Source organism: Kitasatospora sp. A2-31, from assembly GCF_022288725.1.
In the GTDB taxonomy this organism is placed as follows: domain Bacteria; phylum Actinomycetota; class Actinomycetes; order Streptomycetales; family Streptomycetaceae; genus Kitasatospora.
On record NZ_JAKNTA010000009.1, the window covers coordinates 216,197 to 240,424 of the forward strand.

A 24,228-nucleotide genomic window follows, 5' to 3' on the forward strand; every position below is an offset into this window, starting at 1 on the left:
CCTACGGGGCGGGGGTGACAATCCGGTCCCGTTGTCCGGGCAGCGCGGCCGTTCCCTCGGGGGTCAGGGCGTTGGGGACGGTGCCGTGCCGGGCGGCGTGCGGCCGGTGCGGGCGGTCGCCGTAGCCGTCGAGCAGCAGCCGGTTGCGGTTGAGGCAGAGCCGGTCGATCCGCTGGCGGAAGAGGTCGAAGAGCGCGAACCGCTCCTTCAGTTCGGGGAAGCGCTCCTGGTGGCGGAGGATCTCGGCGCGCAGCAGGGCCCAGAACTCCGCCTCGGGCAGGCCGGTCTGGGCCTCCAGCAGCGGGGCGAGGTAGCGGTAGACGCCGATGAAGAGGCCGGAGTGGAGGAACTGGCAGAGGCCCTGCGGGTCCTCGCGCAGCAGCACCCCGGCCACCTCGGCGGGCAGGTCGCGCAGTTCGGGCAGGTCCTGGTCGCTGAGGTTGACGTCGTCGACGAAGTCCTTGACCGCCAGCCGGACGGGGGTGTCGGTGGCGTCGAAGACGACGATGGCGTTCTCGCCGTGCGGGGAGAAGACCAGGCCGTAGCGGTAGAGGAAGTGCAGCAGCGGCGGCAGCATGGCGGCGAACAGCCGGGCGGTCCAGGCCTTCGGGGTGAGCCCGGAGCGGGCGATCAGCTCGGCGGCCAGGGCCCGGCCGTCGGAGCCGGTCTGCAGCAGGGCGGCCAGGGTGCGGCCGCGCTCGCCGGGGTCCAGGGCGGGGCCGAGCGGCTCGCGCCAGATCGCGCCCAGCAGCTCCTTGTACTGGTACGGAGCCTCGGGCAGTTCCCGGTAGAGCGGGTGGTCGACGGTGACGGAGGCGATCTCGCCGAGCAGGACGACCCGGCACTCGTCGCGCAGGAACGGGTCGGCGTCGCGCAGGCCGTGGATCCAGGCGGTGACGGCGGGCGCGGCCAGCGTGCGCTCGGTGGGCAGGCCGCGCCAGACCAGGGTGTTGAGGACGGCGAGCGGCAGCTTGACCGTGCAGCGGTCCGGCCGGCTGTGGTTGAAGAACGAGCGGATGGACTGCTGGGGCAGCCGCAGGTCTCCGTCGGAGGGCAGGGGGACGATCTCGCCGGAGGCGATCCACGGCGCGAACAGCGGGACGACGGTCTCGTCCCACTGCCAGGGGTGGACGGGCAGCAGCAGGTAGTCGCCCGCATCGGGGCCGAGGTCGGCCCGGAGGGCGTCGGGGTCGTCGAGCTCGCGGGCGTAGAGCTGGTCGGGATCGGCGAGGCCGGGGACGCCGCGGTACTCGGCGAGCCGGCGGTGGACGGCGATCCAGGGGAGCGGGCGCGGGGTGCGCGCCTCGGGGGCCCAGCGGGCGGTGTCGAGGGCGGAGAAGCCGAGCCGGCCCTTGTTGGGGACGATCCAGGGGTGGCCGCCCTGCCGGCCCTCCAGGTCGGTGTGGCCGAGGTCGGCCAGCTCGGCGGCGGTGAGCGCGGTGGCGAGCTGGTGGGCGTCGGAGATCAGGGTGGCGGTGAGCTCGCGGACCAGGTGGCCGGTGGTGTCGCCGCGCAGCCCCAGCGCGCGTCGGGCGTACGGGAGGAAGCGCAGCGGGTCGAGGCCGTCGGGCGCCGAGCAGCGGACCGAGTCCTCGTCGACCTGCCAGCTGCCGTAGGCGCCGCGGCGGGCGAGGAAGCGGTACTCGACGCCGTCCAGCCGGAGCAGGTAGGTGCCCTCGGCGGTGCCGGGCTCGGGGGTGATCAGCTCCTCGTAGGCGAACTCGCCGAGCATCTTGGCCAGGAGCGTGCGCCCGGCCCGCTGCCAGTGCCCGGGGGTGAGCTGCGGTGGCAGGTAGAGCGGCGGTTCAGCGGCCGGCGGTTGCGGCACGGGTCGACTCCTGGGGGCGGGGGACGGCGGGGACGGGTCGGGGCGTGGCCGGTTCGGGGGCGGTGGGGGCCGCTGCGCGCGGCGGGGTCTGCGGCTCGGCCCGCGGCCCGGTGCGCGGCGCCGCCGGTCGGCCGGGGGGCGGCGCGGCCTGCGGCTCGGCGCGCGGTGGGGCGAAGCCGGTCCAGGCGGTGCGGGTGGGCAGCCGGTGGAGGGTGCGGCCGGTCACGGCGTTGAGGATGACGGCGGCCCGGTGGGCGCCGAGGCCCAGGTCGGGCGTGCCGACGCCGTGGGTGTGCAGTTCGGCGTTCTGGACGTAGAGCCCGCCGGTGAGCTCCGGCAGGGTGGCCACCCGGTGGTCGAGGTCGACGCGGTAGCGACCGGACCCGTCCCAGTCGATCAGGTGGGCCAGCGGTTCCAGGGCCGCCGGGCGGGCGGCGCGGTAGCCCGTGGCGAGGACCACGGCGTCGGTGCGCAGCAGGTGCCGGGCCCCGGAGTCGGTGTGCCGGCAGTCCAGTTCGAGGCCTCCGCAGGGCCCGGGCCGGGCCTCGGTGACGGCCGTGCCGGGGATGATCTCGACCGGTGCGGCGTCCATGGGGCGACCGATCGTCCGCTCGTACAGGTGGTCGTGGATCTCCGCCAGGGTCTCGGCGCTGGCGGCCTTGTGCAGTTGCCACTGTGCGTCGACCAGGGTGTCCCGGACTGGTTCGGGCAGGCCGTGGAAGTAGCGGGTGTAGTCGGGGGTGAAGTGCTCCAGCCCGAGTTTGGAGTACTCCATGGGCGCCAGCGCCCTGGTCCGGGTGAGCCAGCGCAGCCGGACGCCGTCGTCGCCGTGGCGCCGCAACAGGTCGAGGAAGACCTCCGCGCCGGACTGGCCGCTGCCGACCACGGTGATGTCGCGGGCGCCGGCGAGGTCGTCGCGGCGGTCCAGGTAGTCGGCCGAGTGGAAGGCGCGCGGGTGCCCGGTGAGGGCGGCGAAGGCCTCGGGCAGGACCGGCCGGGTGCCGACGCCGAGTGCGAGGTTGCGCGCGTGCACCTCCTCGCGCCGCCCGGTGGCGGTGTCCCGCAGTTCGACGCGGTAGCGGTCGCCGGCCCAGTGCAGGGCGGTGACCTCCGTGCCGAAGCGGCAGTTGGCGAGCCGCTCGGCGGCCCACCGGCAGTAGTGGTCGTACTCCCGGCGGGGAAGGTGGAAGCGCTCGGCGAAGTAGAAGGGGAAGAGCCGGTCCTGCTCGCGCAGGTAGTTGAGGAAGGACCAGCGGTTGGCGGGGTCGACCAGGGAGACCAGGTCGGCGAGGAACGGCACCTGCATCCGGGCTCCGTCGACCAGCATGCCGGGGTGCCAGCGGAACTCCGGGCGCTGGTCGCAGAAGAGGGTGCGCAGGCCGGGAACGGGCTCGGCGAGCGCGGCGAGCGAGAGGTTGAAGGGGCCGATGCCGACGCCGAGCAGGTCGTACGGCGCCGGCCGGGATGCTGGGGTGTCCATGGGGTGGGCGGTGTCCTAGGCGGGTCGGTTCGGGTCGGGGCGGTCGGGGCGGTCGGGGCGGTCGGGCTCCCGGTCGGGCTCCCGGGCGCGGTCGCGGTCGCGGATCATCAGGGCGGCGCGCTTGCCGGGCAGGTCGAGTTCGGCGGCCGGACTGAACCCGGCCCGTTCGAAGGCCCGGACGGAGCGCCGGTTGCGGACGTCGGGCTCGGCCACCACGCGCTCGCACCCCAGCCGTTCGCGCAGGATGCGGTCGGCCAGAGCGGCGATCAGGGTGGCCCCGAGGCCCCGGCCCCGCTGGTCGGCGGGGCCGAGGAGCAGGTGCACCCCGGTGTCCTGGGGGCGGGCGGGGTAGTAGCCGGCGAGCGGGTCGAGGTCGGCGCGGTAGACCTCCCAGTAGCTCATCGGGGTGCCGTCGAGCAGGCCGAGGCAGGGGGCGCTGCGCCCGTCGCCGTCGATCTGGGCGCGGACGTGCCGCTCGGTGGCGGCGGCCGGGCCGGCCAGCTCCCAGAACGCGGCGATCTCGGGGTCGTTCATCCAGCCGGCGAGGAGCGCCAGGTCGGCGGGGAGCCGGACCGGGCGGAGCCGGAACTCGCCGGCGCCGGTGGGCATGGCGCCCCAGCCGGCGACCTCGCCGGCCAGGCTCCCGGGAGCGCTCACGCGCCGGCCACCGGGTTGGGGATGTCCACGTAGACGGACTGGGTGGCGACCGGCCCCACCAGTTCGTCCATGCCGTTGATCCGGGTCAGCAGGTTGGCCTTGCACGGCAGTGTGGCGGCGTCCAGCAGGAGGGCGGGCAGCGCGGAGCCGGTGGCGGCGGCCCGGGGGCCGGTCAGGAATCCGCGCAGCGCGGCCAGCAGTACCGCCTCGTCGGCCAGGCCCTGGGAGCCGAGGGCGCCGATCAGGCCGAGCACGTGGTTGATGCCGAGGTAGTAGGCGAAGTGGTGGTCGATCACCTCGTCGGCGAGGAAGGTGTCGCTGCGCGCGCCGAGGCCGGGCAGCCGGGCGGTGAGCCGGTCGGCGGCGCTCTGCCGGTAGTAGAAGCCCTGGTTGTCGCGGTAGCGCCCGCCGGTCGGCCAGCCCTCGGCGTCCAGCAGGACGAGGCTGTTCTGCTGGTGGGCCTCCAGCGCGATGCCGGCGCGGCCGTCGAGCCAGAGGACGGGGAGCACGACCGCCTCCAGGTAGCGCAGGAACCATTCGGCGGCCACGGTGCGCAGCGGGCGCCCGCTGCGGGCGGCGAGGGCGCGCAGGGTGTCGCCGAGCCGGGAGGGGACGGTGTCGCCGGTGCCGAGCGGTTGCTCGGCGACCAGTCCGGCGACGCACAGCGCGCGGTCGGCGGGCGCGAAGGGCTGGGCGCGCAGCACGGTGTCCAGCCCGCCGGGGTCGCCGAGGGCGGGGTGGTCGACGCCGATCCACGCCGGGTCGCGGACGACGTCGAACCCGGGGTGGGCGGCCCGCCACTCGTCGGCGAGGCCGCTCTCCAGCAGCCGGTGCATCTCCAGGCCGCGGTGCAGCTCCTTGCGGAGGTTCTCCCGGCGGGAGTTGGTGATCCGCAGGCCGAGCGAGAGCTTCAGCATCCACGGTGTGCCGGGCCGGTAGACGGTGCGCACCGACGAGGTCGGGTACCAGGCCTCGCCGGCCGGGCCGAGGTCGTGCAGCAGACCGTCGGACAGCAGATCGGCGACGGCCGGACGCAGCGCCAGTTCGCGGGCCTGCCAGGGGTGCAGGGGCAGCGCGGCGGTACCGGGGGGCAGCGGCGTGCCACCGCCGAGCAGCTCCGCGGTGATCCGGTCGGCGCTCTCGGTCAGCGCGGAGCCGGCGGCGAGCAGTTCGCGGTCGACGGCGTACCAGTGGAGCCGGAAGGAGCCGTGCAGTTCCGGGGAGTATGCGGCGCTCTGGGCCGGGCCGAGGCCGTCGCGGCTCTTGGGCGTGGGGTGCAGCGGGTGCCCGAGCAGCAGCGACTGCTCGGCGGCGAGGAAGTGCGAGGCCTCCGGCCCGCCGGGGGCGGCGGCGGTGCGGCGGTGGGCGAGGATGTCGGCGGTGCGGACCACCGAGTCGGCGACGCGCGCGGCGAGGTCCGCGACCTGGCCGGGGTCGGGCCGGTCGGCGGCCGCGGCGGCGATCAGGGCGGCGGCGGTGACGGCGTCCACCGGGGCGTCGGCGGTGTCCTCGCCGGCCGAGAGGGTGGCCGGGCCGAAGCGGTGCCAGCCGGCCGGCGACCAGTACCGGACCGGTGCGCAGAGCCGGGCCGCGCCGCCGAGGACGGCGATCCGCAGTCGGCCGTCCGGGCCGGGCGCGGCGCCGGTCTCCCGGGTCCAGCACCGCAACAGGGCTTCCAGGCCGGCCTGTTCGGCGGCGACGGCCGGGTCCGGGTGCAGCAGCGGGTCGGGGCCGACGGCGGCGGCCGCGGCGGGTCGGGCCGGGGCGGGGCGGCGCGCCGGAACGTCGGGCGGGGCTCCGGTGAGGGCGGTGCTCAAGGCTGCTCCTTGGGGCGCGTGGGTGCGGACGCGCACGGGTGGTGGAGGGGTTGGCGGGCGCTCGCACCGTCGCGTCAGGTAAGGGTTACCTATCCCTGACGGGTGATCACAAGGACGACTCACTCGTCCGGGTGAAGACCGGTGATTGTTCACCCGTGGGGTGATCGCCCCTGCCCGTCGCGCGCCCGTCGCGGCAACGAGACCGCCCGGCGTTCGTCACGGATCGATGACCTCCCGTCGGTTCCGGAACCCAGGGGCCGCCCTGCGCCGTCCTGGTGGCCAGTGGGAGACTCCAAGGCGGCCGGCCGGCGCCGCAGCGGAACTGCCGGGAAACAAGGACCAGCTGGGGGAAGCGACACCATGCCATCGATCCACAGGTCAGCCGTGGCCGCGGCCCTCGCGGCCGGAACGCTGTTCGCCGTGAGCGCCTGCGGCCCGGACGGTCCGTCCGGGGACACCGGCGGCACGAGCGCCGCGCCGCCGCCGGCCTCGGCGAGCGCCAGCGGCTCCGCCGCGGGCGGCGGCGGCGTGATCGGCGGCCTCACCCTGCCGACGGGCATCCCGACCAGCCTGCTGGAGGGCCTGCCGAAGAGCTGGGACGACCTGAAGAAGTGGAAGTTCGAGGACTGGGACAACTGGGCCTCCCAGCACGTCTTCAACAACCCCGTCGTCAAGGACTTCTGGAACCCGGACAAGATGGGCGACTCCAAGCCGGCCGACCCGGCGCCGCCCACCGCCAAGCCGGCCGGCGACGCCGGGGTCACCGACCCCGAGCCGCCGGTGGTCAAGGCCGTTCCGGTGGCCCGTCCCTACACCAAGCAGCCGTCCGGGAAGGTGTTCTTCAGCGCCGAGGGCGGCCGGGGCAACTGCTCGGCCACCGTGATCGCGGACCCGGCGCACCCCGGCAAGAGCAACCTGGTCTGGACGGCCGGCCACTGCGTGCACCAGGGCAAGGGCGGCAACTTCTTCAAGGACCTCGTCTTCGTGCCGGCCTACAACAACTCCGGTGCCTCCAGCGGCGGCAAGAAGGCGCCGCTGGCGGAGCTGGCGCCGCTGGGCACCTGGTGGGCCAAGGACGTGGTGACCTCGCCGCAGTGGACGGTCGAGGGCGGCGGCACCGGTGACTCCGCCAGCCAGTACGACTTCGCGGTCATGCGGGTGCAGAACCAGAACGACACCGGCAAGTCGCTGGAGGAGACCGTCGGCTCGGCCGTACCGGTCTGGTTCGACGCCCCGCGCGACAAGCTCTCCGTCTCGGCCGTCGGCTACCCGCTCTACAAGCCCTTCGACGGGCAGGAGCTGTACAAGTGCGACGGCGGCAAGCCGGTCCGGCTCTCCTTCGACCCGAAGCGGCCGTCGATGCTCACCATCGGCTGCACCATGACCCAGGGCTCCAGCGGCGGCGGCTGGTTCGCGACGATGCCCGACGGCAAACTCGCGCTGGTCAGCAACACCTCCATCGGCACGCAGGACCACACCTCGCTGAGCGGCCCGTACCTGGAGACGGTCGCCAAGCAGGCGCTGGAGTACATCTCGCGGAAGCAGAAGTAGCGCCGCCCGCGTCCGACCGACCGCACGACCGACGGGGACCGATCACCATGCGACTGACCATCAGGGGACTGCCGACCAGGGCACTGACCACCGCGGCGCCGACGCCCGGGGCACCGGACGACCGGCCGCGGGGCGGCCGCCGGGCCGCGCCGGCGGCGGCGGCCGTACTGGCCGCGCTCGCGCTCACCGCGACCGCCTGCGGACCGGACAACGAGAAGAGCACCGACGCCGGGGGGCCGCCGGCCGCGACCACCGCGGCGGCGCCCGGGGGCGGCAGGCCCGCGCTCCCCACCAGCCTCCAGGACGTCGCCGGCTGGAAGCTGGACGACTGGGCGCGGTTCATCGGCGACAACGCCTTCGTCAACGAGGTCGCCCAGGGCTTCTGGTCGATCGCCAAGATGGAGGACGCCAAGGGCCGGCCCACGCCGGAGTACTCGCACAAGTCGGCCGGCAGCTCGGTCCAGCGCGACGAGCCCCCGGCCGCGATCCCGGCCAAGCCGCAGCCGCACCCGTACAGCCCGGCGACGGCCGTGGTCGGCAAGATCTTCATGACCGCGCCCGAGGGCGACTCGATGTGCTCGGGCACCGTGGTCTCCGACCCGGCCAACCCGGGCCGCAGCAACCTCGTCTACACCGCCGCCCACTGCCTGCACGACGGCAAGGGGGGCACCTGGCTGAAGAACATCGTCTTCGTCCCCGGCTACAACCGGGACGGCCAGGCCAGCCGGGGCAAGCGGTACACCGAGCAGCAGGTGTCCCCCTACGGCCGGTGGACGGCGGTCAAGGCGCTGGTCTCGCCGAACTGGGTGAAGGAGAGCGGCGTCGGCGCGAACTCCCAGTACGACTACGGGATCATCCGGGTCCGCAACGAGAACGGCTCCGGCCTCTCGCTGGAGGAGGCGGTCGGCGGCTCGGTCCCGATCTGGTTCAACGCCCCGCGCGAGCAGATCACCTCGGCGTTCTCCTACGGCTACCCCGCCGAGCGGCCGTTCGACGGCATGGAGCTCAACCACTGCGACTCGACCGTGCGCCCGGCCAAGCTCTCCTTCGACCAGAGCCGCCCGCCGATGTACGTGATCGGCTGCACCATGACCGGCGGCTCCAGCGGCGGCGGCTGGTTCATCACCAGGGACGGCAAGCCGAACCTGATCAGCGTCAACTCGATCGGCAACCGCAACCCGTCCGAGTACATGGCCGGCCCCTCCCTCCAGGAGCAGGCGAAGCAGGCCTTCGACTACTTCTCCAAGAACGCGAAGTAGGCCGGGCGGCCCGTCCCGTCCCGGCGAACGCCGGCGGCCCCGGACCCCTCAAAGCGGGGTCCGGGGCCGCCGGCGTTCGGGCGCGGGCCCGGGCGTCCGGCCCGGCCCTACGCGGTCGCGACCGCGAAGTGCTCCAGCTCGGCGGCCAGCTCGGCCGGCACCTTGGCGTGCACCAGGGTGCCCTCGGCGGTGTGCTCGGTGGAGAGCAGCTCGCCCTCGGCGTGCACCCGGGAGACCAGGCCGCCCTGGGTGTACGGCACGAGCGCCTGCACCTCGACGGCGGGCCGCGGGAGCTCGTCGTCGATGAGCTTGAGCAGCTCGTCCATGCCCTGGCCGCTGCGGGCCGACACCACGATGGCGTGCGGCTCGCGGCGCAGCAGCCGCTGCAGCACGAGCGGGTCGGCGGCGTCGGCCTTGTTGATCACCACGATCTCCGGCACGTTCTGCGCGTCGACCGAGACGATCACCTCGCGGACGGCCGCCAGCTGCGTCTCCGGCTCGGGGTGCGAGCCGTCCACCACGTGCAGGATCAGGTCGGCGTCGGCGACCTCCTCCATGGTCGAGCGGAACGCCTCGACCAGGTGGTGCGGCAGGTGCCGGACGAATCCGACGGTGTCCGCCAGCGTGTAGAGCCGGCCGCTCGGGGTCTGCGCCCGGCGCACGGTCGGGTCGAGGGTGGCGAACAGCGCGTTCTCCACCAGCACACCCGCGCCGGTGAGCCGGTTGAGCAGCGAGGACTTGCCGGCGTTGGTGTAGCCGGCGATGGCCACGGACGGCACCTGGTGGCGCTTGCGCTCCTGGCGCTTGGTGTCGCGGCCCTTCTTCATGTCGGCGATCTCCTTGCGGAGCTTCGCCATCTTCTCGCGGATCCGGCGCCGGTCGGTCTCGATCTTGGTCTCACCGGGACCACGGGTGGCCATGCCGCCGCCGGACGAGCCGGAGCCACCACCACCCATCTGCCGGGAGAGCGACTGACCCCAGCCGCGCAGGCGCGGCAGCATGTACTGCATCTGGGCGAGCGAGACCTGTGCCTTGCCCTCGCGGGACTTGGCGTGCTGGGCGAAGATGTCGAGGATCAGGGCCGTCCGGTCGACGACCTTGACCTTGACCACGTCCTCCAGGTGGATCAGCTGGCCCGGGGTGAGCTCACCGTCGCAGACCACGGTGTCGGCACCGGTCGCCGCGACGATGTCGCGCAGCTCCCTGGCCTTGCCGGAGCCGATGTAGGTGGCCGCGTCGGGCTTGTCACGGCGCTGGATGACGCCGTCCAGCACCTGGGAGCCGGCGGTCTCGGCGAGCGCGGCGAGCTCGGCGAGCGAGTTCTCCGCCTCCTCGACCGTGCCGTCGGTCCAGACGCCGACGAGCACCACGCGCTCCAGACGGAGCTGGCGGTACTCGACCTCGGTGACGTCCTGGAGTTCGGTGGAGAGTCCGGCGACGCGCCGCAGGGCGGCACGCTCACTGCGGTCGTACTGGTCGCCGTCGTAGTGGTGGCCGAGGTCCTCGTCGATGGCCGCGAGGTCCTCGTCCATGAGGGCTTCCGCTCGCCGGCCGTCGATGCGGCGCGGGGCGTCGGCGTGGTCGCGGGTGTCGAACGTGGAGGTCATTCTGTCCTTTGGCTGCTGGTCGGAAGGCCTGTCTGCGTGACCGTACCGGACGGTCACACCCGGAGTCTGCCCAGCTGCCGCCCCGTCTACCGCTCGGGCGAGGTGTGAGCTACCCCTCGGGACCGCGGACCCGATGCGGGCAGGTTCTCCCATTGCCCGGTGAACGCCGCGGACCGGCCGTGAATTCCCCATGATGGTCGCACGCCCGGCGCGGGCGGGTCATCCCCATTTCCCCCGGCCGTCGCCCCTGCCCCGGGTTCGGTGCCCTCCCCGGGCGGCGCCGGCTCCGCCTCCCCGGCCGGGGTGCGTGCGGTGGCGCCGCCCTCGGGGGCGTGCGGCCGGCTGACGTCGTACACCCCGGAGACCCGCAGCATCGCCCGCATCACCGCGGCCAGCACCGCCGGGTCGGGCAGCTCCACGGTGTAGGTGTGCCGCACCCGCAGCTCCTGCGGCGGCTCCACCTCGGCCGAGACGATCCCGACGCCCTCCCCGGAGATCGCCGCGGTGAGGTCGGCCAGCAACCGCGGCCGGTTGAGCGCCTCGGCCCGCAGGGTGGCCCGGTAGCCGGACGGCGGCGCGCCGCCGGGCTGCCAGTGGATCTCCAGGACGCCGCGCCCGTCCGCCCGCATCCGCTCCCCGGCCGGGCAGCCGGTGCGGTGCACGGCGACCGTGCCGCCGCGGATCGCGAAGCCGCTGACCTCGTCCGGTGGCACCGGGGTGCAGCACCGGGCCAGCCGGACCGGCGCCCCGGGCCGGCCGGCCACCGCCACCGGGGCGGCGCCGCGCTCGGCGGTCCGGTGCGCGGGTGGCGCCGGCTGGCCGGCCGAGGGGCCGGTGCGGACCACCGGGACGGGCGCCGGGTGGTCCGCCAGCCACCGCTCGATGGCCAGCCGGGCGGCCGGGGTCCGGGCGTGCGCCAGCCAGTCGGGCGCCGGGCCGGACGGCCGGGCCGCCGGGTCGCCCTGCTCGGTCAGGATGGCGACCAGGTCGCCGTCCTGGAGCACGGTGGAGAGCGCGGTGAGCCGGCCGTTGACCCGGGCGCCGATACATCGGTGGCCGGTCTCCTCGCCGAGCAGGTAGGCGGCGTCGACGCAGCTGGCGCCCGCCCTCAGCTGAAGCGTTTCGCCGGTCTCCGTGACGACGGTGATCTCGCGGTCGCCGGCGAGGTCGGCGGTGAGGGCGGACCAGAAGGCGTCCGGGTCCGGCGTCTCCTGCTGCCACTCGAGCAGCCGGCTGAGCCAGCCGGGCCGGGCCGGGTCGGTGCGGTCCAGCTCGTCGCCGCCCTGGTCGGCGCCGGCCCCCGGCTGCCGCGGGTCGCCCAGGGCGACCACGCCGGTCTCGGCGACCTCGTGCATCCGCCGGGTGCGGACCAGCACCTCCACCACCGCGCCGCCCTCCAGCGCCACCGCGGTGTGCAGCGACTGGTACAGGTTGAACTTGGGGGCGGCCACGAAGTCCTTGAACTCGCCCGGCAGCGGCGTCCAGCAGGTGTGCAGCTCGCCGAGGACGGCGTAGCAGTCCGCGTTCTCCTCCACCACCACCAGCACCCGGCCGAAGTCGGCGGGCTGCGGCCCCTGCGGCCGCCCGTCCGGGCCCGCCGCGGCGGCCCGTTTGAGCAGCACCCGGTGCAGCGAGACGCAGTGCCGGGGGCGGACGGTGACCTCGGCGGCCACCCCCGCCTCGGCCAACTGGCGGGCGAGGGTCCGGGCGAAGGGTTCGAGCAGGGTGTCCGGTCCGTCCTCGTGCCCGGCCAGCAGGGCGCGGGTGCGCCGGCACTCCTCGGGGTGCAGGGTGGCGAAGACGATGTCCTCCAGCTCCGCCTTCAGCACCTGGATGCCGAGCCGCTCGGCGAGCGGGATCAGCACGTCCCGGGTGACCTTGGCGATCCGCACCTGGCTGGCCGGCTTCATGTGCCGGATGGTGCGCATGTTGTGCAGCCGGTCGGCGAGCTTGATCACCATCACCCGGACGTCGTCCCCGGTGGCGACCAGCATCTTGCGGAAGGTCTCGGCCTCGGCGGCCGCGCCGAAGTCGACCTTCTCCAGCTTCGTCACCCCGTCCACCAGGTAGGCGACTTCGGGTCCGAACTCCTCCGCCACCTGATCAAGCGTCAGATCGGTGTCCTCCACGGTGTCGTGGAGCAGCGAGGCGACCAAGGTGGTCGTCCCGGCGCCGAGTTGGGCCAGGATCATGGTGACGGCCAGCGGGTGGGTGATGTAGGGCTCGCCACTCTTGCGCTTCTGCCCCCGGTGGCTCGCCTCGGCCAGCCGGTAGGCCCGGCCGAGCAGGCCGAGGTCGGCCTGCGGGTGGTGGCGGCGGTGGACCCGGACGAGCGGCTCGATCGCGTCCGGCACCGGTGGGCGGCCGGTGGCCAGCAGGGCGGCGCGCCCGGCCCGGCCCAGCGCGGCCCGGCCGAGCCCGCCGAGGGGGCGCCTGGCCCCGGCCTGCCGTGCGGACGTCGGCTGCCCCGCCAGGGGCTGCCCGGCTTCGATGGTCATCAGCGCCTCCGGCAGCAGTCACCGGTTGCCTGCTACCCCGACGCGGGGTGATCGACCCGGTGGTCCATGCTACCGAGCAGAGCACGTTCGGCGACGCCCTGCTTCCCGTCCGTGAGCCGGATCACCCGAACGGGGGGATTCACCGCTGCGCGAAATGGGCAAACCGCCCGCTGCTCAGCCCTGAAGGGCCGCCAGCCACCCCGCGTCGAGCTCGCCACGAGCCACGATCACCGCCGGGCCGGTCTTCTCCACCCGGCCGTCCGGGTACTCGGTGACCACCAGTCGCCCGCCCGGCACGTCCACGGTGTAGCTGACGGCCTCCCCGGTGACCGCGGGGTCGAGACCGTCGCGGCGGATCGCGGCGACCGCGACGGCGCAGGCGCCGGTGCCGCAGGAGAGGGTCTCGCCGGAGCCGCGCTCGTGCACCCGCATCGCGACGTGCCGCGGGCCGCGGTCCACCACGAACTCGACGTTGACGCCGTCCGGGTAGGCCTCGGCGGGGCTGGTGAGCGGCGCGCTGCGCAGCTCGCCGGCGTGGTCCAGGCTCTCCACGAAGGCGACCGCGTGCGGGTTGCCCATGTTGACGTTGCGGGCCGGCCAGCGCCGCTCGCCGACCGCGACCTCGATCCCGTCCGGACCGGGCAGCTCCGCGCGGCCCATCCCGACGGTGACGTCGCCCGGCGTGCCGTCCTCGGCGTCCTCGGCGATCCGCACCGTCCGCACGCCGGCCCGGGTGGCGACGGCCAGTTCGCCGGGCTCGGCCAGCCCGGCGTCGACCAGGTAGCGGGCGAAGACGCGCACGCCGTTGCCGCACATCTCGGCGATCGACCCGTCGGCGTTGCGGTAGTCCATGAACCACTCGGCCCGGTCGGCCTGGTCGGCCGCGGCCGGGTCGGCGGCCGAGCGCACCACGCGCAGCAATCCGTCGGCGCCGATGCCGGCCCGGCGGTCGCAGAGCGCGGCGACGGCCTCGGGGCCGATCACCAGCCGGCCGTCCGGGTCGGGCACGATGACGAAGTCGTTCTGGGTGCCGTGCCCCTTGAGGAAGGGCAGGCCGGCGGGCTGCGGGGAGGATTCGCTCACCCTCCCGATGGTACTGAGCGGGCGGCCGTCCCGGCCCGGCGGACCACCTGTCGGACCGCGTACCGGACGGCCCGTCGGGCGGCCCGTCCGGCGGCTCCCCGCAGCGGGGTCAACGCAGGTGGACGACGCGCCAGAGCGCCAGCGCGCAGGCGGCCAGCACGATCAGGGTGTAGATCACGATCGCCTTCCAGCCGGCCCGCTGGCCGGAGCCGCGGCGGGGCAGGCCCGGCCACTTGTACCCGGCGTGCCGGGCGGCCATCGCGCCCCAGCCGACCGAGGCGGCGGTCAGCAGCAGGCCGAGCATCCCGACCATCGCCGAGCCCGCCCCGGCGGAGCCGAAGGCGAGCGGGAAGGCGAACATCAGCGAGCCTGCGGTGGCCAGCAGCGCGATCGGCAGCGTCTGCCACCAGCGCAGCCGGCGGCGCGGGCGGATCTCCCGCTCGTGCACGGCACCGGAGGAGGCGCCGTCCAGTACGGGCAGCGCGACGGCGTACGACGAGGGGGCGTCGAGCCCCGGCAGGACGGGAAGGTCCGGCAGGGTGGACGCGTCGAGGTCGCCGGCCTGCGCGGTGGCCCCGCCACTCGTCGGCCTGGCGCTCTGGCCGGCTTCGGGGCCGGTACCCGTGGACACGCGGCCTCCCCTGACAGTTCGACACGAGTGGGCACTCGCGGCCGGGCGCGGTCGGCCCATCCGGACCGACCCTTATGACCTCGATGATGGCATGTCCAGGGGTGCGTTCCGGGCCTGACCGGCGTCGTCGGGTGATCCGTGGCCATCACGTGATCGGGCCGTAACCCCCGGTTCGTCCTGCACGGTCACCTGCGCGCGCAGGTGCACCGCCGATTGGCCGGATCCCGTCTACGACGCGGCGGATTCCTGACGGTCGATCAGGTCGAGGGAGCGGGCGAGCAGCTCGGCGGGGTCGGCGCCGGCCGGGCGGGAGAGCCAGTGGATCCGGTCGTCGCGGCGGAACCAGGACTCCTGGCGGCGGGCGAACCGCTTGGTCGCCCGGACCGTCTCGGCCCGCGCCTCGTCCTCGGTGCACTCCCCGGCGAAGTGGTCCAGGACCTGCTGGTAGCCGAGCGCCCGGGAGGCCGTCCGGCCCTCGCGCAGCCCGAGCTCCTCCAGCGCGCGCACCTCGTCCAGCAGCCCGGCCTCCCACATCCGGTCGACCCGCAGGGTGATCCGCTCGTCGAGTTCGGGGCGCGGCACCGCGACCCCGATCTGCACGGCGTCGTAGACGGCGGTGTTGCTGGGCAGGTTGGCGGTGAACGGCTGCCCGGTGATCTCGATGACCTCCAGGGCCCGGACGATCCGCCGCCCGTTGCTCGTCAGGATGGCCTCGGCGGCCGCCGGGTCCAGCTCGGCCAGCCGCCGGTGCAGCGCGTACGGGCCGAGCTCCCCCAGCTCGGCCTCCAGACGGGCCCGGACCGCGGGGTCGGTGCCGGGGAACTCCATCTCGTCGATCGCCGCCCGGACGTACAGCCCGGAGCCGCCGACCAGGACGGGGGTGCGGCCCGCGGCGAGCAGCCGGTCCATCTCGGCGCGGGCGAGCCGCTGGTACTCGGCGACGCTCGCGGCCTCCGTCACGTCCCAGATGTCCAGCAGGTGGTGCGGGACGCCGCCGCGCTCGTCGAGGGTGAGCTTGGCCGTGCCGATGTCCATGCCCCGGTAGAGCTGCATCGAGTCGGTGTTGATCACCTCGCCGCCGAGGCTGCGGGCGATGGCGACGGCCAGGTCGGACTTGCCGGCGGCGGTCGCGCCCACGACGGAGACCACGCGGGGCCGGGCGGGGCGGGACGGGACGGTGGTACGGGAGGTGCTCACCGGACCAGTCTCGCAAAACCGCCGCCGCGCCGGTGGCCTCCCCATCGCGCCGGTGCTACTGAGCGACGATATGACTGATTTCGGCCATTTCCGCAGTCGAGAACGGTTCGGCCACGGTCGAGAACGGATCGGCCACGACGGACGTTGAGCAGGAGACGGAGAGGAACGGTGAGAGCGCCATGGGTCTGATGGACAACCTCAAGGGCAAGGCCGGGGAGCTGAAGGAGAAGGCCAGCGAACTGGCCGGCAAGCACAGCGACCAGATCGAGCACGCGGTGGACAGGGCCGGCGGGGCGATCGACAAGGCCACCAAGGGCAAGTACAGCGAGAAGATCGAGCACGGCACCACCAAGGCCAAGGGCGCGGTGGACGACTTCGCCCACAAGCCCAGGACGACCGGCGCCACGGGCGCCACGGGCACCCCGGGCACCCCCGGCGGTCCGGCCGGCCCAGCGCCCGGCGGCGCCGCGCCCGAGGGCGGCCGGGGCCCGGACGCCTGAGACCGGCGGCAGCGGGCGTCAGGCCCAGGTGGCGACGACGTACCCGACGCCGTACGGCGCGTCCCGGTAGCCGAGGCGCGCGGTGAGGCCGGCGCCCTCGGCGGCGCCGGCCAGGACCTGCCAGGGGGCGCGGCCCTCCGCCTTCAGCTCCGCGGCGAGGCCCGGCTCCAGCGCCGCCAGCGCGGCCAGGTCCGCCGAGCCCAGCGCCTCGGCGAGGGCCGCGTCGAAGCCCTCGGCCCGCTCGTCCAGGTAGCCCGGCGCCTTGAGCGAGCGGCAGGCGCTGCCGTCGCCCATCACCAGCAGCGCGACCCGGTCGGCCAGCTGGGCCAGGCCCTGGCCGAGCCCGAGCATCCGGTCGGTGGGCGCGTCCGCGGGGACGGCGCAGGCGTGCGTGGGCAGCTTCACCCCGGCCCGCTCCAGCAACCAGGCGCCGACGGTCAGCGAGGGCGCCAGCTCGGGCCCGTCGACCCCGCCGACCGGGAGCCGGACCACCAGCGGAACGCCGTAGCGGTGGAAGGAGCCGGCCCCGCCCTCGGTCCACACCTCGGCCTCGGGCCCCGTGCCGACCACCACGACCAGCTCCGGCCGGGCCGCGACCAGCGCGGCCAGCGCCTCGTCGCAGGCCGCGCGCAGCGCCTCCAGCTCGGCGGCCGCGCCGGCGGCGACCTCCGGGACGAGCAGCGGCGGGCAGGGGCAGACGGCAGCGGCAACCAGCATGTGGATCACTCTAGGGCCTGTTCCGCGGGTCAGGTCGGATCAGGCCGGCCCCGGGCCGCCCGACGGGCCGCGGCCGGGAACGGATGCGGCCCGGCGGGATGCAGGATCCCGCCGGGCCGCCCGGTGTCCGGAGCCGTCAGTCGCCGCAGCAGCCGCCCGCCGGGGCGGCCGGCGGCAGGGCCGCCGGGGCGCCGACGGTCGGCAGGCCGAGCATCACGCCGGCCGGCCTGGCGGCCGGCTTGGCCTGGCGCTTCTCCCAGGCGTCACCGGCCCTGGTACGGCGCACCGCGAGCGTCGGGCCCTCGGCCAGCAGGTGGTGCGGCGCGGCGTAGGTGATCTCGACGGTCACCATGTCGCCCGGCCGCACCGGCTCGGCGGGCCGGGTGAAGTGCACCAGCCGGTTGTCGGGGGCGCGGCCCGAGAGCCGGTCGGTCCGGTCGTCCTTCTTGCCCTCGCCCTCGGCCACCAGGACCTCCAGGGTCCGGCCGACCTGCTTCTTGTTCTCCTCCCAGGAGATCTCCTCCTGGAGGGCGATCAGCCGGTCGTAGCGGGCCTGGACGACGGCCTTCGGGACCTGGTCCTCCATCTCCGCGGCCGGGGTGCCGGGGCGCTTGGAGTACTGGAAGGTGAAGGCGTTCGTGAACCGCGCCTCGCGGACCACGTGCATGGTCTGCTCGAAGTCCTCCTCGGTCTCGCCGGGGAAGCCCACGATGATGTCGGTGGAGATCGCGGCGTCCGGCATGGCCTCACGGACCTTCCGGATGATCCCCAGGAAGCGCTCCTGCCGGTAGGAGCGGCGCATCGCCTTGAGCACGGTGTCGGAGCCCGACTGCAGCGGCATGTGCAGCTGGTGCATCACGTTCGGGGTCTCGGCCATCGCGGCGATCACGTCGTCGGTGAAGTCGCGCGGGTGCGGCGAGGTGAAGCGGATCCGCTCCAGGCCCTCGATCCGACCGGCGGCACGCAGCAGCTTGGAGAAGGCCTCGCGGTCGCCCAGGTCGGAGCCGTAGGCGTTGACGTTCTGGCCGAGCAGGGTGACCTCGATGACGCCCTCGTCCACCAGCGCCTCGATCTCGGCGAGGACGTCGCCGGGGCGCCGGTCCTCCTCCTTGCCGCGAAGCGCGGGGACGATGCAGAAGGTGCAGGTGTTGTTGCAGCCGACCGAGATGGAGACCCAGGCGGCGTAGGCGGACTCGCGGCGGGTCGGCAGGGTGGAGGGGAAGGTCTCCAGCGACTCGAGGATCTCGACCTGGGCCTTCTTCTCGACCGCGGCCCGCTCCAGCAGCGCCGGCAGGTGGCCGATGTTGTGGGTGCCGAACACCACGTCGACCCAGGGGGCCCGCTGGACGATGCTGTCGCGGTCCTTCTGCGCCAGGCAGCCGCCGACGGCGATCTGCATGCCGCGGTTGCGGCTCTTGGCCGGCGCCAGCTGGCCGAGGTTGCCGTACAGCTTGTTGTCGGCGTTCTCCCGCACGGCGCAGGTGTTGAACACCACCAGGTCCGGGTCGCCGTCGGACCCGGCCTTGACGTAGCCCGCCTCCTCCAGCAGACCGGCCAGCCGCTCGGAGTCGTGGACGTTCATCTGACAGCCGTGCGTGACGACCTTGTAGCTCTTCAATCCGCTCTCACCGCTCACCAGACCAGGGTACGGGCACCCGCGAAGCGGATTTCCCCTGGCTTTGCCCGGGGCTCCGCTCCGGCGTGCGCTCGCCGTACGCCCGCCCCGGGCGTGCGTCCTCCGGTTCGCCCCTCCCGTTCGCCCGGCGCGCCTGGCACTATCCCTGCATGGCCCCGAGATCCCACCCCCGCCCCGGCGCCCTCCGCGCAGCGGCCGGCAGCCCGCTGTGGCGGACGGTGCTGGTCCTGGTGCTGGTGCTGGCGGGGATCGGCGGCTGGTGGCTGTCGGCCGGCCGCTCGCCCGGCTACCCGCCCGGCGAGACCGGCTTCGCCACCGGCGTGCAGCGGGGCGTCTACGACCGCTACGGGCAGCTGCTGGAGTCCCACATCGGCAAGGCGATGCCCGGGGTGCAGCTGCGGCTGGACAACACCCAGGGCTCGGTCGACAACCTGGCCCGGGTGACCGGCGGCCAGGACGACTTCGCGATCGCCACCGCCGACGCGGTGGCGCAGTACTCCGGCCCCGGCAAGGACCGGTTGCGGGCGATCGCCCGGCTCTACGACGACTACCTCCAGCTGATCGTCCCGGTGTCCTCACCGGTGCACCGCACGGCCGACCTCAAGGGCCTGCGGGTGGGCGTGGGCCTGCCGCAGTCCGGGGTGAACCTGGTGACCCGCCGGCTGCTGGCCTCGGCCGGCCTGGACCCGGACCGCGACGTCCGGCCGGTGATGCTGGGCGTCGGCGACGCGGCCGACAAGCTGCGGTCCGGTGAGCTGGACGCCTTCTTCTGGTCCGGCGGGCTGCCGACCAGCGCGATCACCGACCTCTCCGACCACGTCCGGATCCGGCTCGTCCCGCTCGGCGACCTCGCCGAGGCCGTGCACAAGGTCGAGGGCGGCGGCACCGACGCCTACCGGGCGGCCACCATGCCGAAGGGCACCTATCCCAACGCCGAGCCCAAGGAGCCGGTCGCCACCGTGGCCGTGCCCAACCTGCTGATCACCCGCAGCGACGTCGACACCGCCCTGGTGGAGGGCATGACCCGGGTGGTGATAGACAGCCGCGACCAGATCGGCTCCCAGGTGCACGCCGCCCAGCTGGTGGACCTGCGCACCGCGGTCTACACCGACCCGCTCCCGCTCCACGAGGGCGCCATGCGCTACTACCGCTCGGTGAAGCCCTAGCAGCGTCTCCCCGGCTCGGGCCGCACCGGGGGCGCCCAGGTCTCGCCTGGCGCTCGGGCCCGCCTGGCGCTCGGGCGGCACCGGCGAGCTCGGGCGGCACCGGCGAGCTCAGGGCCGGCCCGGGCCCTCCGCCCGCGGCACCGCCAGGGTCACGGCGAGGCCGGTCGGCTTCACCGGGGCGAAGGTGAGCGAGCCGCCGGCGGCCTGCAGCAGGGTGCGGGCGATCGAGAGGCCGAGGCCGGAGCCGTCCACGTTCTGGTGCCGCGCACTGCGCCAGAAACGGTCGCCGGCGCGGGCCAGCTCCTCCTCGGTAAGGCCGGGCCCGCCGTCCGAGACGGTCACCGCGACCTCGGTGCTCCGGACGGCGACCAGCACCCGCACCCGGCTGCCGGACGGCCCGAACTTCAGGGCGTTGTCGACCACCGCGTCCAGGGCGCTGCCGAAGCCGATCGGGTCGGCCATGCCGAGCGCCACCGCCGGCCCCTCCCAGGCGAGCTCGATCCCGCGCTGGAGGGCCACCGGCCGCCAGGCGTCGGCCCGGGCCATGCTGAGGGCGGCCAGGTCGGTTGGCTCGGGCGCCGGGCGGGCGTGCTCGGCGGTGGCCAGGCCGAGCAGGTCGTCCAGCACCCGGGCCAGCCGGGCGCCCTCCTCGCGCACCCCTCCGAGCTCCTCCTCGTGCCCCTCGGGCAGCTCCAGGCCGAGCACCTCGACCCGCAGCAGCAGTGCCGCGAGCGGGTTGCGCAGCTGGTGTGAGGCATCCGCGACGAACGCCTTCTGCTGGTCCAGGGCGAGCACCACGTGGTCGGCCATGTCGTTGAACGAGCGGGCGAGGCGCTGCAGTTCGGGCGGTCCACCGCCGGGCGCGACCCGGGCGTTCATCCGGCCGGTGGCGATGTCGTGGGTGGCCCGGTCCAGCGTCCGGACCGGGCGCAGCACCCACTCGGTGAGCCGGACGGCCAGCAGCACCGCGACGATCATCGCGGCCGCCTCCCCGGCCCCGATCACCAGCCAGCTGTGCAGCATCCGGGTGCGCAGCGCACCCGTCGGGGACTCGCTGAGCACCACCGCGACCACGTCGCCGTCGCGCACCACCGGGGTGGCGATGGTGAGCGTGCGGTCCGAGGTCCACGGCCAGACCTGGGGCGGGTTGTGGCTGCGCCGCCCGTCCAGGGCCTCCTGGAAGGCCTGCTCGCCCCAGCCGCCGGCGGGCACCCGCCAGTCGGCCGGGGCGGTGGCGATCGGGATGCCGTCGCGTTGGAAGATGCCGAGCCGTACGCCGTACAGCTCGTGGTAGCGGGCCACCTCGGCGTCCAGGGCGTGCCGGCGGCTGAGGTCGCCGGGGGCGGGTTCGGGGTCGCCCTTGAGGGCGGAGTCCAGGCCGGAGACGCCGGAGGTGGGCAGGTCCTGGGCGAACCGTGCGGCGTCGTCGAGCCGGTCGACCACCACCCGGCTCTGCTCGGCGGCCGCGACCGCCGCGGCGAGCGGCAGCCCGAGGGCGGCCAGGACGCAGAGCATCAGCGCGAGCAGGATGCCGAGCAGGCGGGTGCGCACGTGCGGTCAGTGCTCCGCGCGGGCCTGGGGGGCGTCCGCGGCGGCCGCCGGGGACTCGGGGATCAGCCGGTAGCCGACGCCCCGGACGGCCTCGACCAGGCCGGGCAGGGCGAGCTTGGTGCGCAGCGAGCCGATGTGCACCTCCAGGGTGCGGCCGTTGCCCTCCCAGCCGCTGCGCCAGACCTCGCTGAAGATCTGCTCGCGGCGGTAGACCACGCCGGGGCTCTGGGCGAGCAGCGCCAGCAGGTCGAACTCCTTGCGGGTGAGCGGGACGTCCCGGCCGTCGACGCTGACCCGGCGGCGCTCGCGGTCGATCGTGATGCCGCGGGACTCCAGCGGGCCCCGCTGCTGCGGGACGGCGTCGGGCGTGGGGACCGAGACGGCGGCGGGGGCCGCGCCGCGGCGGGCGACGGCGTGGATCCGGGCGAGCAGCTCGCCCATGTCGTAGGGCTTGGTGACGTAGTCGTCGGCGCCGAGGTTGAGGCCGTGGATCCGGGAACGGATGTCGGCGCGCGCGGTGACCATGATCACGGGCACGCCGCTGCCGGCCCGGATCCGGCTGCACACCTCGAAGCCGTCGCGGTCGGGCAGCCCGAGGTCGAGCAGCACGACCCGGTACGGGTCGTTGCCGTCCGGCACCAGCGCGTCGAGCGCCTCGTGCCCGCTGCGGGCATGCCTGACCTGGAAGCCGTGCCGTCCCAGCACCGCGACCAGCGCGGCGGCCACGCGTTCGTCGTCCTCGACGAGCAGCAGTCGCATCGTTCCTCCTTTCCCCGACGTTCCCCGGGGTGTCGCCTGGTGTTCGCGGGCCCCTCCGGGCACCTCCCGGTCCTGCGCAGTATGGGCCAGTGGAGCGCCGGACGCCAGGCTCGGCCACGTCCCGGGACCGACCGGGACGGCGTGCGCCGGGGCGGACGCCCGCTGTCACCACGCGGCCCCACCGGTGTCACGTGCCCCTGCGGGGGCGGGGTGAACGGTCCGCGCCCGGCGTGTGGCCGGATCGTGATCCTCAAGTTCCGCTCAGATCGGCTGACGTGCCATCGTCATGGCTCCTATGGTCACCCCACCGGGGGCCGCGGCTCCGCCGGCCGAGGCCCCCGGCTCCACCCACCACCATTGCCGCCCACGGGAGTTCAGCTCTCGGGCCGAACCCTAGGGAGCAGGCGCGATGACCGAGAGCCTCGTCAAGGACTCCAGCGCTGCGAACGCCCCTCTGGTGGTGCTGAGCGGGGTGAACAAGCACTTCGGCGCGCTGCACGTGCTCCAGGACATCAACCTGGAGATCGCGCAGGGCGAGGTGGTCGTGCTGATCGGCCCGTCCGGCTCCGGCAAGTCCACGCTCTGCCGGACGATCAACCGGCTCGAGACCGTCGACTCCGGCACCATCACCATCGACGGCCGTCCGCTGCCCGCCGAGGGCCGCGAACTGGCCCGGCTGCGGGCCGAGGTCGGCATGGTCTTCCAGAGCTTCAACCTCTTCGCACACAAGACCGTGCTGGAGAACGTGGTGCTCGGCCAGGTCAAGGTCCGCAAGATCGGCCGCGATCGGGCGGAGCGGACCGCCCGCGAGCTGCTGGAGCGGGTCGGTGTCGGTGCGCAGGCGGACAAGTTCCCGGCCCAGCTCTCCGGCGGTCAGCAGCAGCGCGTCGCGATCGCCCGGGCCCTGGCGATGAACCCCAAGGTGATGCTCTTCGACGAGCCCACCTCGGCGCTGGACCCGGAGATGATCAACGAGGTGCTGGAGGTCATGCGCCAACTGGCCGCCGACGGCATGACGATGGTCGTCGTCACCCACGAGATGGGCTTCGCCCGCTCCGCCGCCAACCGCGTGCTGTTCATGGCCGACGGCCGGATCGTCGAGCAGAACACCCCCGAGGCCTTCTTCACCGCGCCGCGCAGCGACCGCGCGAAGGACTTCCTCTCCAAGATCCTGCACCACTGACCACGCCGGACCCATCGGGCCGGCCAACGGGCGACGGCGGCGAGAACGCCGCCGCCACCCCGGCCTGCCCGGCCAACTTCCTGTCGCCAGAGCCCGGTCGATCCGTGGCTTCGCCCGAGGAGAGCTACCCCCATGAGGACTCGTCGCACCTTCGCCGTCGCGCTCTGTGTCATCGCGCTCACCGCCACCGCCGCCTGCGGCAAGGACGGCTCGCCGAGCAGCACCGAGGCCACCGGCGCCGGCGGCACGCCCGCCCCGAAGCTGCCCACCTACACCGTCAAGACCGACGTCAAGGTGGACTCGGCCCGGCTCGCCGAGGCCAAGAAGCGCGGCCAGCTGATCATCGGCGCCAAGGCCGACCAGCCGTTCCTCGGCTTCGAGGACGTCGCCACCGGCGACCGCAGCGGCTTCGACATCGAGATCGCCAAGATGATCGCCGCCGACCTCGGCTTCACCCCGCAGCAGATCAAGTGGCAGACCCTGGTCTCCTCGCAGCGCGAGCCCGCCATCGACAAGGGCCAGATCGACTTCTACGTCGGCACCTACAGCATCAACGACGAGCGCAAGAAGACGGTCTCCTTCGCCGGCCCGTACTACATCGCCGGCCAGGACCTGCTGGTCAAGGCCGACAACACCGCGATCACCGGCCCGGAGTCGGTCAACGGCAAGAACGTCTGCACCGCGACCGGCTCGACGTCGATCAAGAACATCCAGCAGTACTCGCCGAAGATCACCCAGTTCGACAGCTACTCGGCCTGCGTCGACAAGCTGCTGGCCGGCGAGGTCGACGCGGTCACCACCGACGACGCGATCCTCAAGGGCTACGCCTCCAAGTTCGCGCCCAAGCTCAAGGTGGTCGGCAAGCCGTTCACCAAGGAGAACTACGGCGTCGGCCTGGCCAAGGACGACGCGGCGCTGCGCGGCGCCATCAACGACGCCCTGAAGGCCCACCAGGACAACGGCGACTGGAAGAAGGCCTACGACGCCACCCTCGGCCTCTCCGGCTCCAGCGCGCCGCAGCCGCCGGCCCTGGACCGCTACTGATCCCCCGCCAGGCCCGACCCACGTCGGACCTGATCCGTTCCTGACCGATTCTGAGAGGAGGGCC

At 74.3% G+C, this 24,228-nt stretch carries 19 protein-coding genes; 6 read left to right on the forward strand and 13 right to left on the reverse strand.

Going from position 1 to position 24,228, the window contains the following annotated elements; translation table 11 throughout:
- Window position 1: 1 nt before the first annotated feature.
- The 4 genes from MCM47_RS25165 to MCM47_RS25180 are packed head-to-tail and all read right to left on the reverse strand — an operon-like array spanning window position 2 to window position 5,782.
- Window positions 2-1,828, reverse strand: a complete 1,827-nt coding sequence (locus tag MCM47_RS25165) for an IucA/IucC family siderophore biosynthesis protein (RefSeq protein ID WP_238863963.1) — start codon at window positions 1,826-1,828, stop codon at window positions 2-4.
- Window positions 1,806-3,308, reverse strand: a complete 1,503-nt coding sequence (locus MCM47_RS25170) for a lysine N(6)-hydroxylase/L-ornithine N(5)-oxygenase family protein (RefSeq protein ID WP_238863964.1) — start codon at window positions 3,306-3,308, stop codon at window positions 1,806-1,808. The genes MCM47_RS25165 and MCM47_RS25170 overlap by 23 nt, the downstream gene beginning before the upstream one ends.
- A 15-nt stretch (window positions 3,309-3,323) precedes the next feature.
- Entirely contained in the window at window positions 3,324-3,965 is a 642-nt protein-coding gene (locus MCM47_RS25175) for a GNAT family N-acetyltransferase (protein WP_238863965.1), read from the reverse strand.
- Window positions 3,962-5,782 carry an IucA/IucC family siderophore biosynthesis protein gene (locus tag MCM47_RS25180; protein WP_238863966.1) on the reverse strand — a complete coding sequence of 607 codons (1,821 nt, stop codon included), beginning with the start codon at window positions 5,780-5,782 and terminating at the stop codon, window positions 3,962-3,964. The genes MCM47_RS25175 and MCM47_RS25180 overlap by 4 nt, the downstream gene beginning before the upstream one ends.
- Window positions 5,783-6,142: 360 nt before the next feature.
- Here MCM47_RS25180 and MCM47_RS25185 point away from each other — a divergent pair, with 360 nt between their 5' ends.
- A complete protein-coding gene (locus tag MCM47_RS25185; protein ID WP_238863967.1) occupies window positions 6,143-7,333 on the forward strand; it encodes a trypsin-like peptidase domain-containing protein in 1,191 nt (396 codons plus the stop codon).
- A 47-nt stretch (window positions 7,334-7,380) separates the two neighbouring features.
- On the forward strand, window positions 7,381-8,592 hold the full coding sequence (locus MCM47_RS25190; protein ID WP_238863968.1) for a serine protease: 1,212 nt from the start codon (window positions 7,381-7,383) through the stop codon (window positions 8,590-8,592).
- A gap of 107 nt (window positions 8,593-8,699) precedes the next feature.
- Here MCM47_RS25190 and hflX read toward each other — a convergent pair whose 3' ends face one another.
- The 5 genes from hflX to miaA all read right to left on the reverse strand — a co-directional run bounded on the left by hflX (window position 8,700) and on the right by miaA (window position 15,608).
- Entirely contained in the window at window positions 8,700-10,199 is a 1,500-nt protein-coding gene (gene hflX, locus MCM47_RS25195) for a GTPase HflX (protein WP_238863969.1), read from the reverse strand.
- Window positions 10,200-10,285: 86 nt separating this feature from the next.
- Window positions 10,286-12,697, reverse strand: a complete 2,412-nt coding sequence (locus MCM47_RS25200; protein WP_238863970.1) for a bifunctional (p)ppGpp synthetase/guanosine-3',5'-bis(diphosphate) 3'-pyrophosphohydrolase — start codon at window positions 12,695-12,697, stop codon at window positions 10,286-10,288.
- Window positions 12,698-12,871: 174 nt separating this feature from the next.
- Window positions 12,872-13,780: a diaminopimelate epimerase gene (gene dapF, locus MCM47_RS25205; RefSeq protein ID WP_238863971.1), complete on the reverse strand. Its 909-nt coding sequence runs from the start codon at window positions 13,778-13,780 to the stop codon at window positions 12,872-12,874.
- Window positions 13,781-13,889: 109 nt separating this feature from the next.
- Window positions 13,890-14,411, reverse strand: a complete 522-nt coding sequence (locus tag MCM47_RS25210) for a hypothetical protein (RefSeq protein ID WP_238863972.1) — start codon at window positions 14,409-14,411, stop codon at window positions 13,890-13,892.
- A gap of 228 nt (window positions 14,412-14,639) precedes the next feature.
- Complete coding sequence (gene miaA, locus MCM47_RS25215) at window positions 14,640-15,608, reverse strand: tRNA (adenosine(37)-N6)-dimethylallyltransferase MiaA (protein ID WP_238863973.1); 969 nt, start codon at window positions 15,606-15,608, stop codon at window positions 14,640-14,642.
- A 179-nt stretch (window positions 15,609-15,787) separates the two neighbouring features.
- On the opposite strand from miaA, the gene MCM47_RS25220 reads away from it, so the two are divergent.
- Complete coding sequence (locus tag MCM47_RS25220; protein ID WP_238863974.1) at window positions 15,788-16,108, forward strand: antitoxin; 321 nt, start codon at window positions 15,788-15,790, stop codon at window positions 16,106-16,108.
- Between the two features lie 18 nt (window positions 16,109-16,126).
- Here the strand turns inward: MCM47_RS25220 and MCM47_RS25225 are convergent, their stop codons facing one another.
- Together MCM47_RS25225 and miaB are read right to left on the reverse strand one after the other, a co-directional pair.
- On the reverse strand, window positions 16,127-16,825 hold the full coding sequence (locus MCM47_RS25225) for a class III extradiol dioxygenase subunit B-like domain-containing protein (RefSeq protein ID WP_238863975.1): 699 nt from the start codon (window positions 16,823-16,825) through the stop codon (window positions 16,127-16,129).
- Window positions 16,826-16,961: 136 nt separating this feature from the next.
- Window positions 16,962-18,461, reverse strand: coding sequence for a tRNA (N6-isopentenyl adenosine(37)-C2)-methylthiotransferase MiaB (gene miaB, locus MCM47_RS25230; protein WP_308222445.1), 1,500 nt, complete (start codon window positions 18,459-18,461; stop codon window positions 16,962-16,964).
- 149 nt (window positions 18,462-18,610) lie between these two features.
- Here miaB and MCM47_RS25235 point away from each other — a divergent pair, with 149 nt between their 5' ends.
- Window positions 18,611-19,627: a TAXI family TRAP transporter solute-binding subunit gene (locus MCM47_RS25235; protein ID WP_238863976.1), complete on the forward strand. Its 1,017-nt coding sequence runs from the start codon at window positions 18,611-18,613 to the stop codon at window positions 19,625-19,627.
- Window positions 19,628-19,735: 108 nt separating this feature from the next.
- Here MCM47_RS25235 and MCM47_RS25240 read toward each other — a convergent pair whose 3' ends face one another.
- Window positions 19,736-21,178 carry a HAMP domain-containing sensor histidine kinase gene (locus MCM47_RS25240; RefSeq protein ID WP_238863977.1) on the reverse strand — a complete coding sequence of 481 codons (1,443 nt, stop codon included), beginning with the start codon at window positions 21,176-21,178 and terminating at the stop codon, window positions 19,736-19,738.
- A 6-nt stretch (window positions 21,179-21,184) separates the two neighbouring features.
- Entirely contained in the window at window positions 21,185-21,937 is a 753-nt protein-coding gene (locus tag MCM47_RS25245) for a response regulator transcription factor (RefSeq protein WP_238863978.1), read from the reverse strand.
- A gap of 409 nt (window positions 21,938-22,346) precedes the next feature.
- On the opposite strand from MCM47_RS25245, the gene MCM47_RS25250 reads away from it, so the two are divergent.
- Both MCM47_RS25250 and MCM47_RS25255 read left to right on the forward strand, forming a co-directional pair.
- Window positions 22,347-23,120 carry an amino acid ABC transporter ATP-binding protein gene (locus tag MCM47_RS25250; protein ID WP_305068019.1) on the forward strand — a complete coding sequence of 258 codons (774 nt, stop codon included), beginning with the start codon at window positions 22,347-22,349 and terminating at the stop codon, window positions 23,118-23,120.
- Window positions 23,121-23,252: 132 nt separating this feature from the next.
- On the forward strand, window positions 23,253-24,164 hold the full coding sequence (locus MCM47_RS25255) for a glutamate ABC transporter substrate-binding protein (protein WP_238863979.1): 912 nt from the start codon (window positions 23,253-23,255) through the stop codon (window positions 24,162-24,164).
- Window positions 24,165-24,228 lie beyond the last annotated feature (64 nt).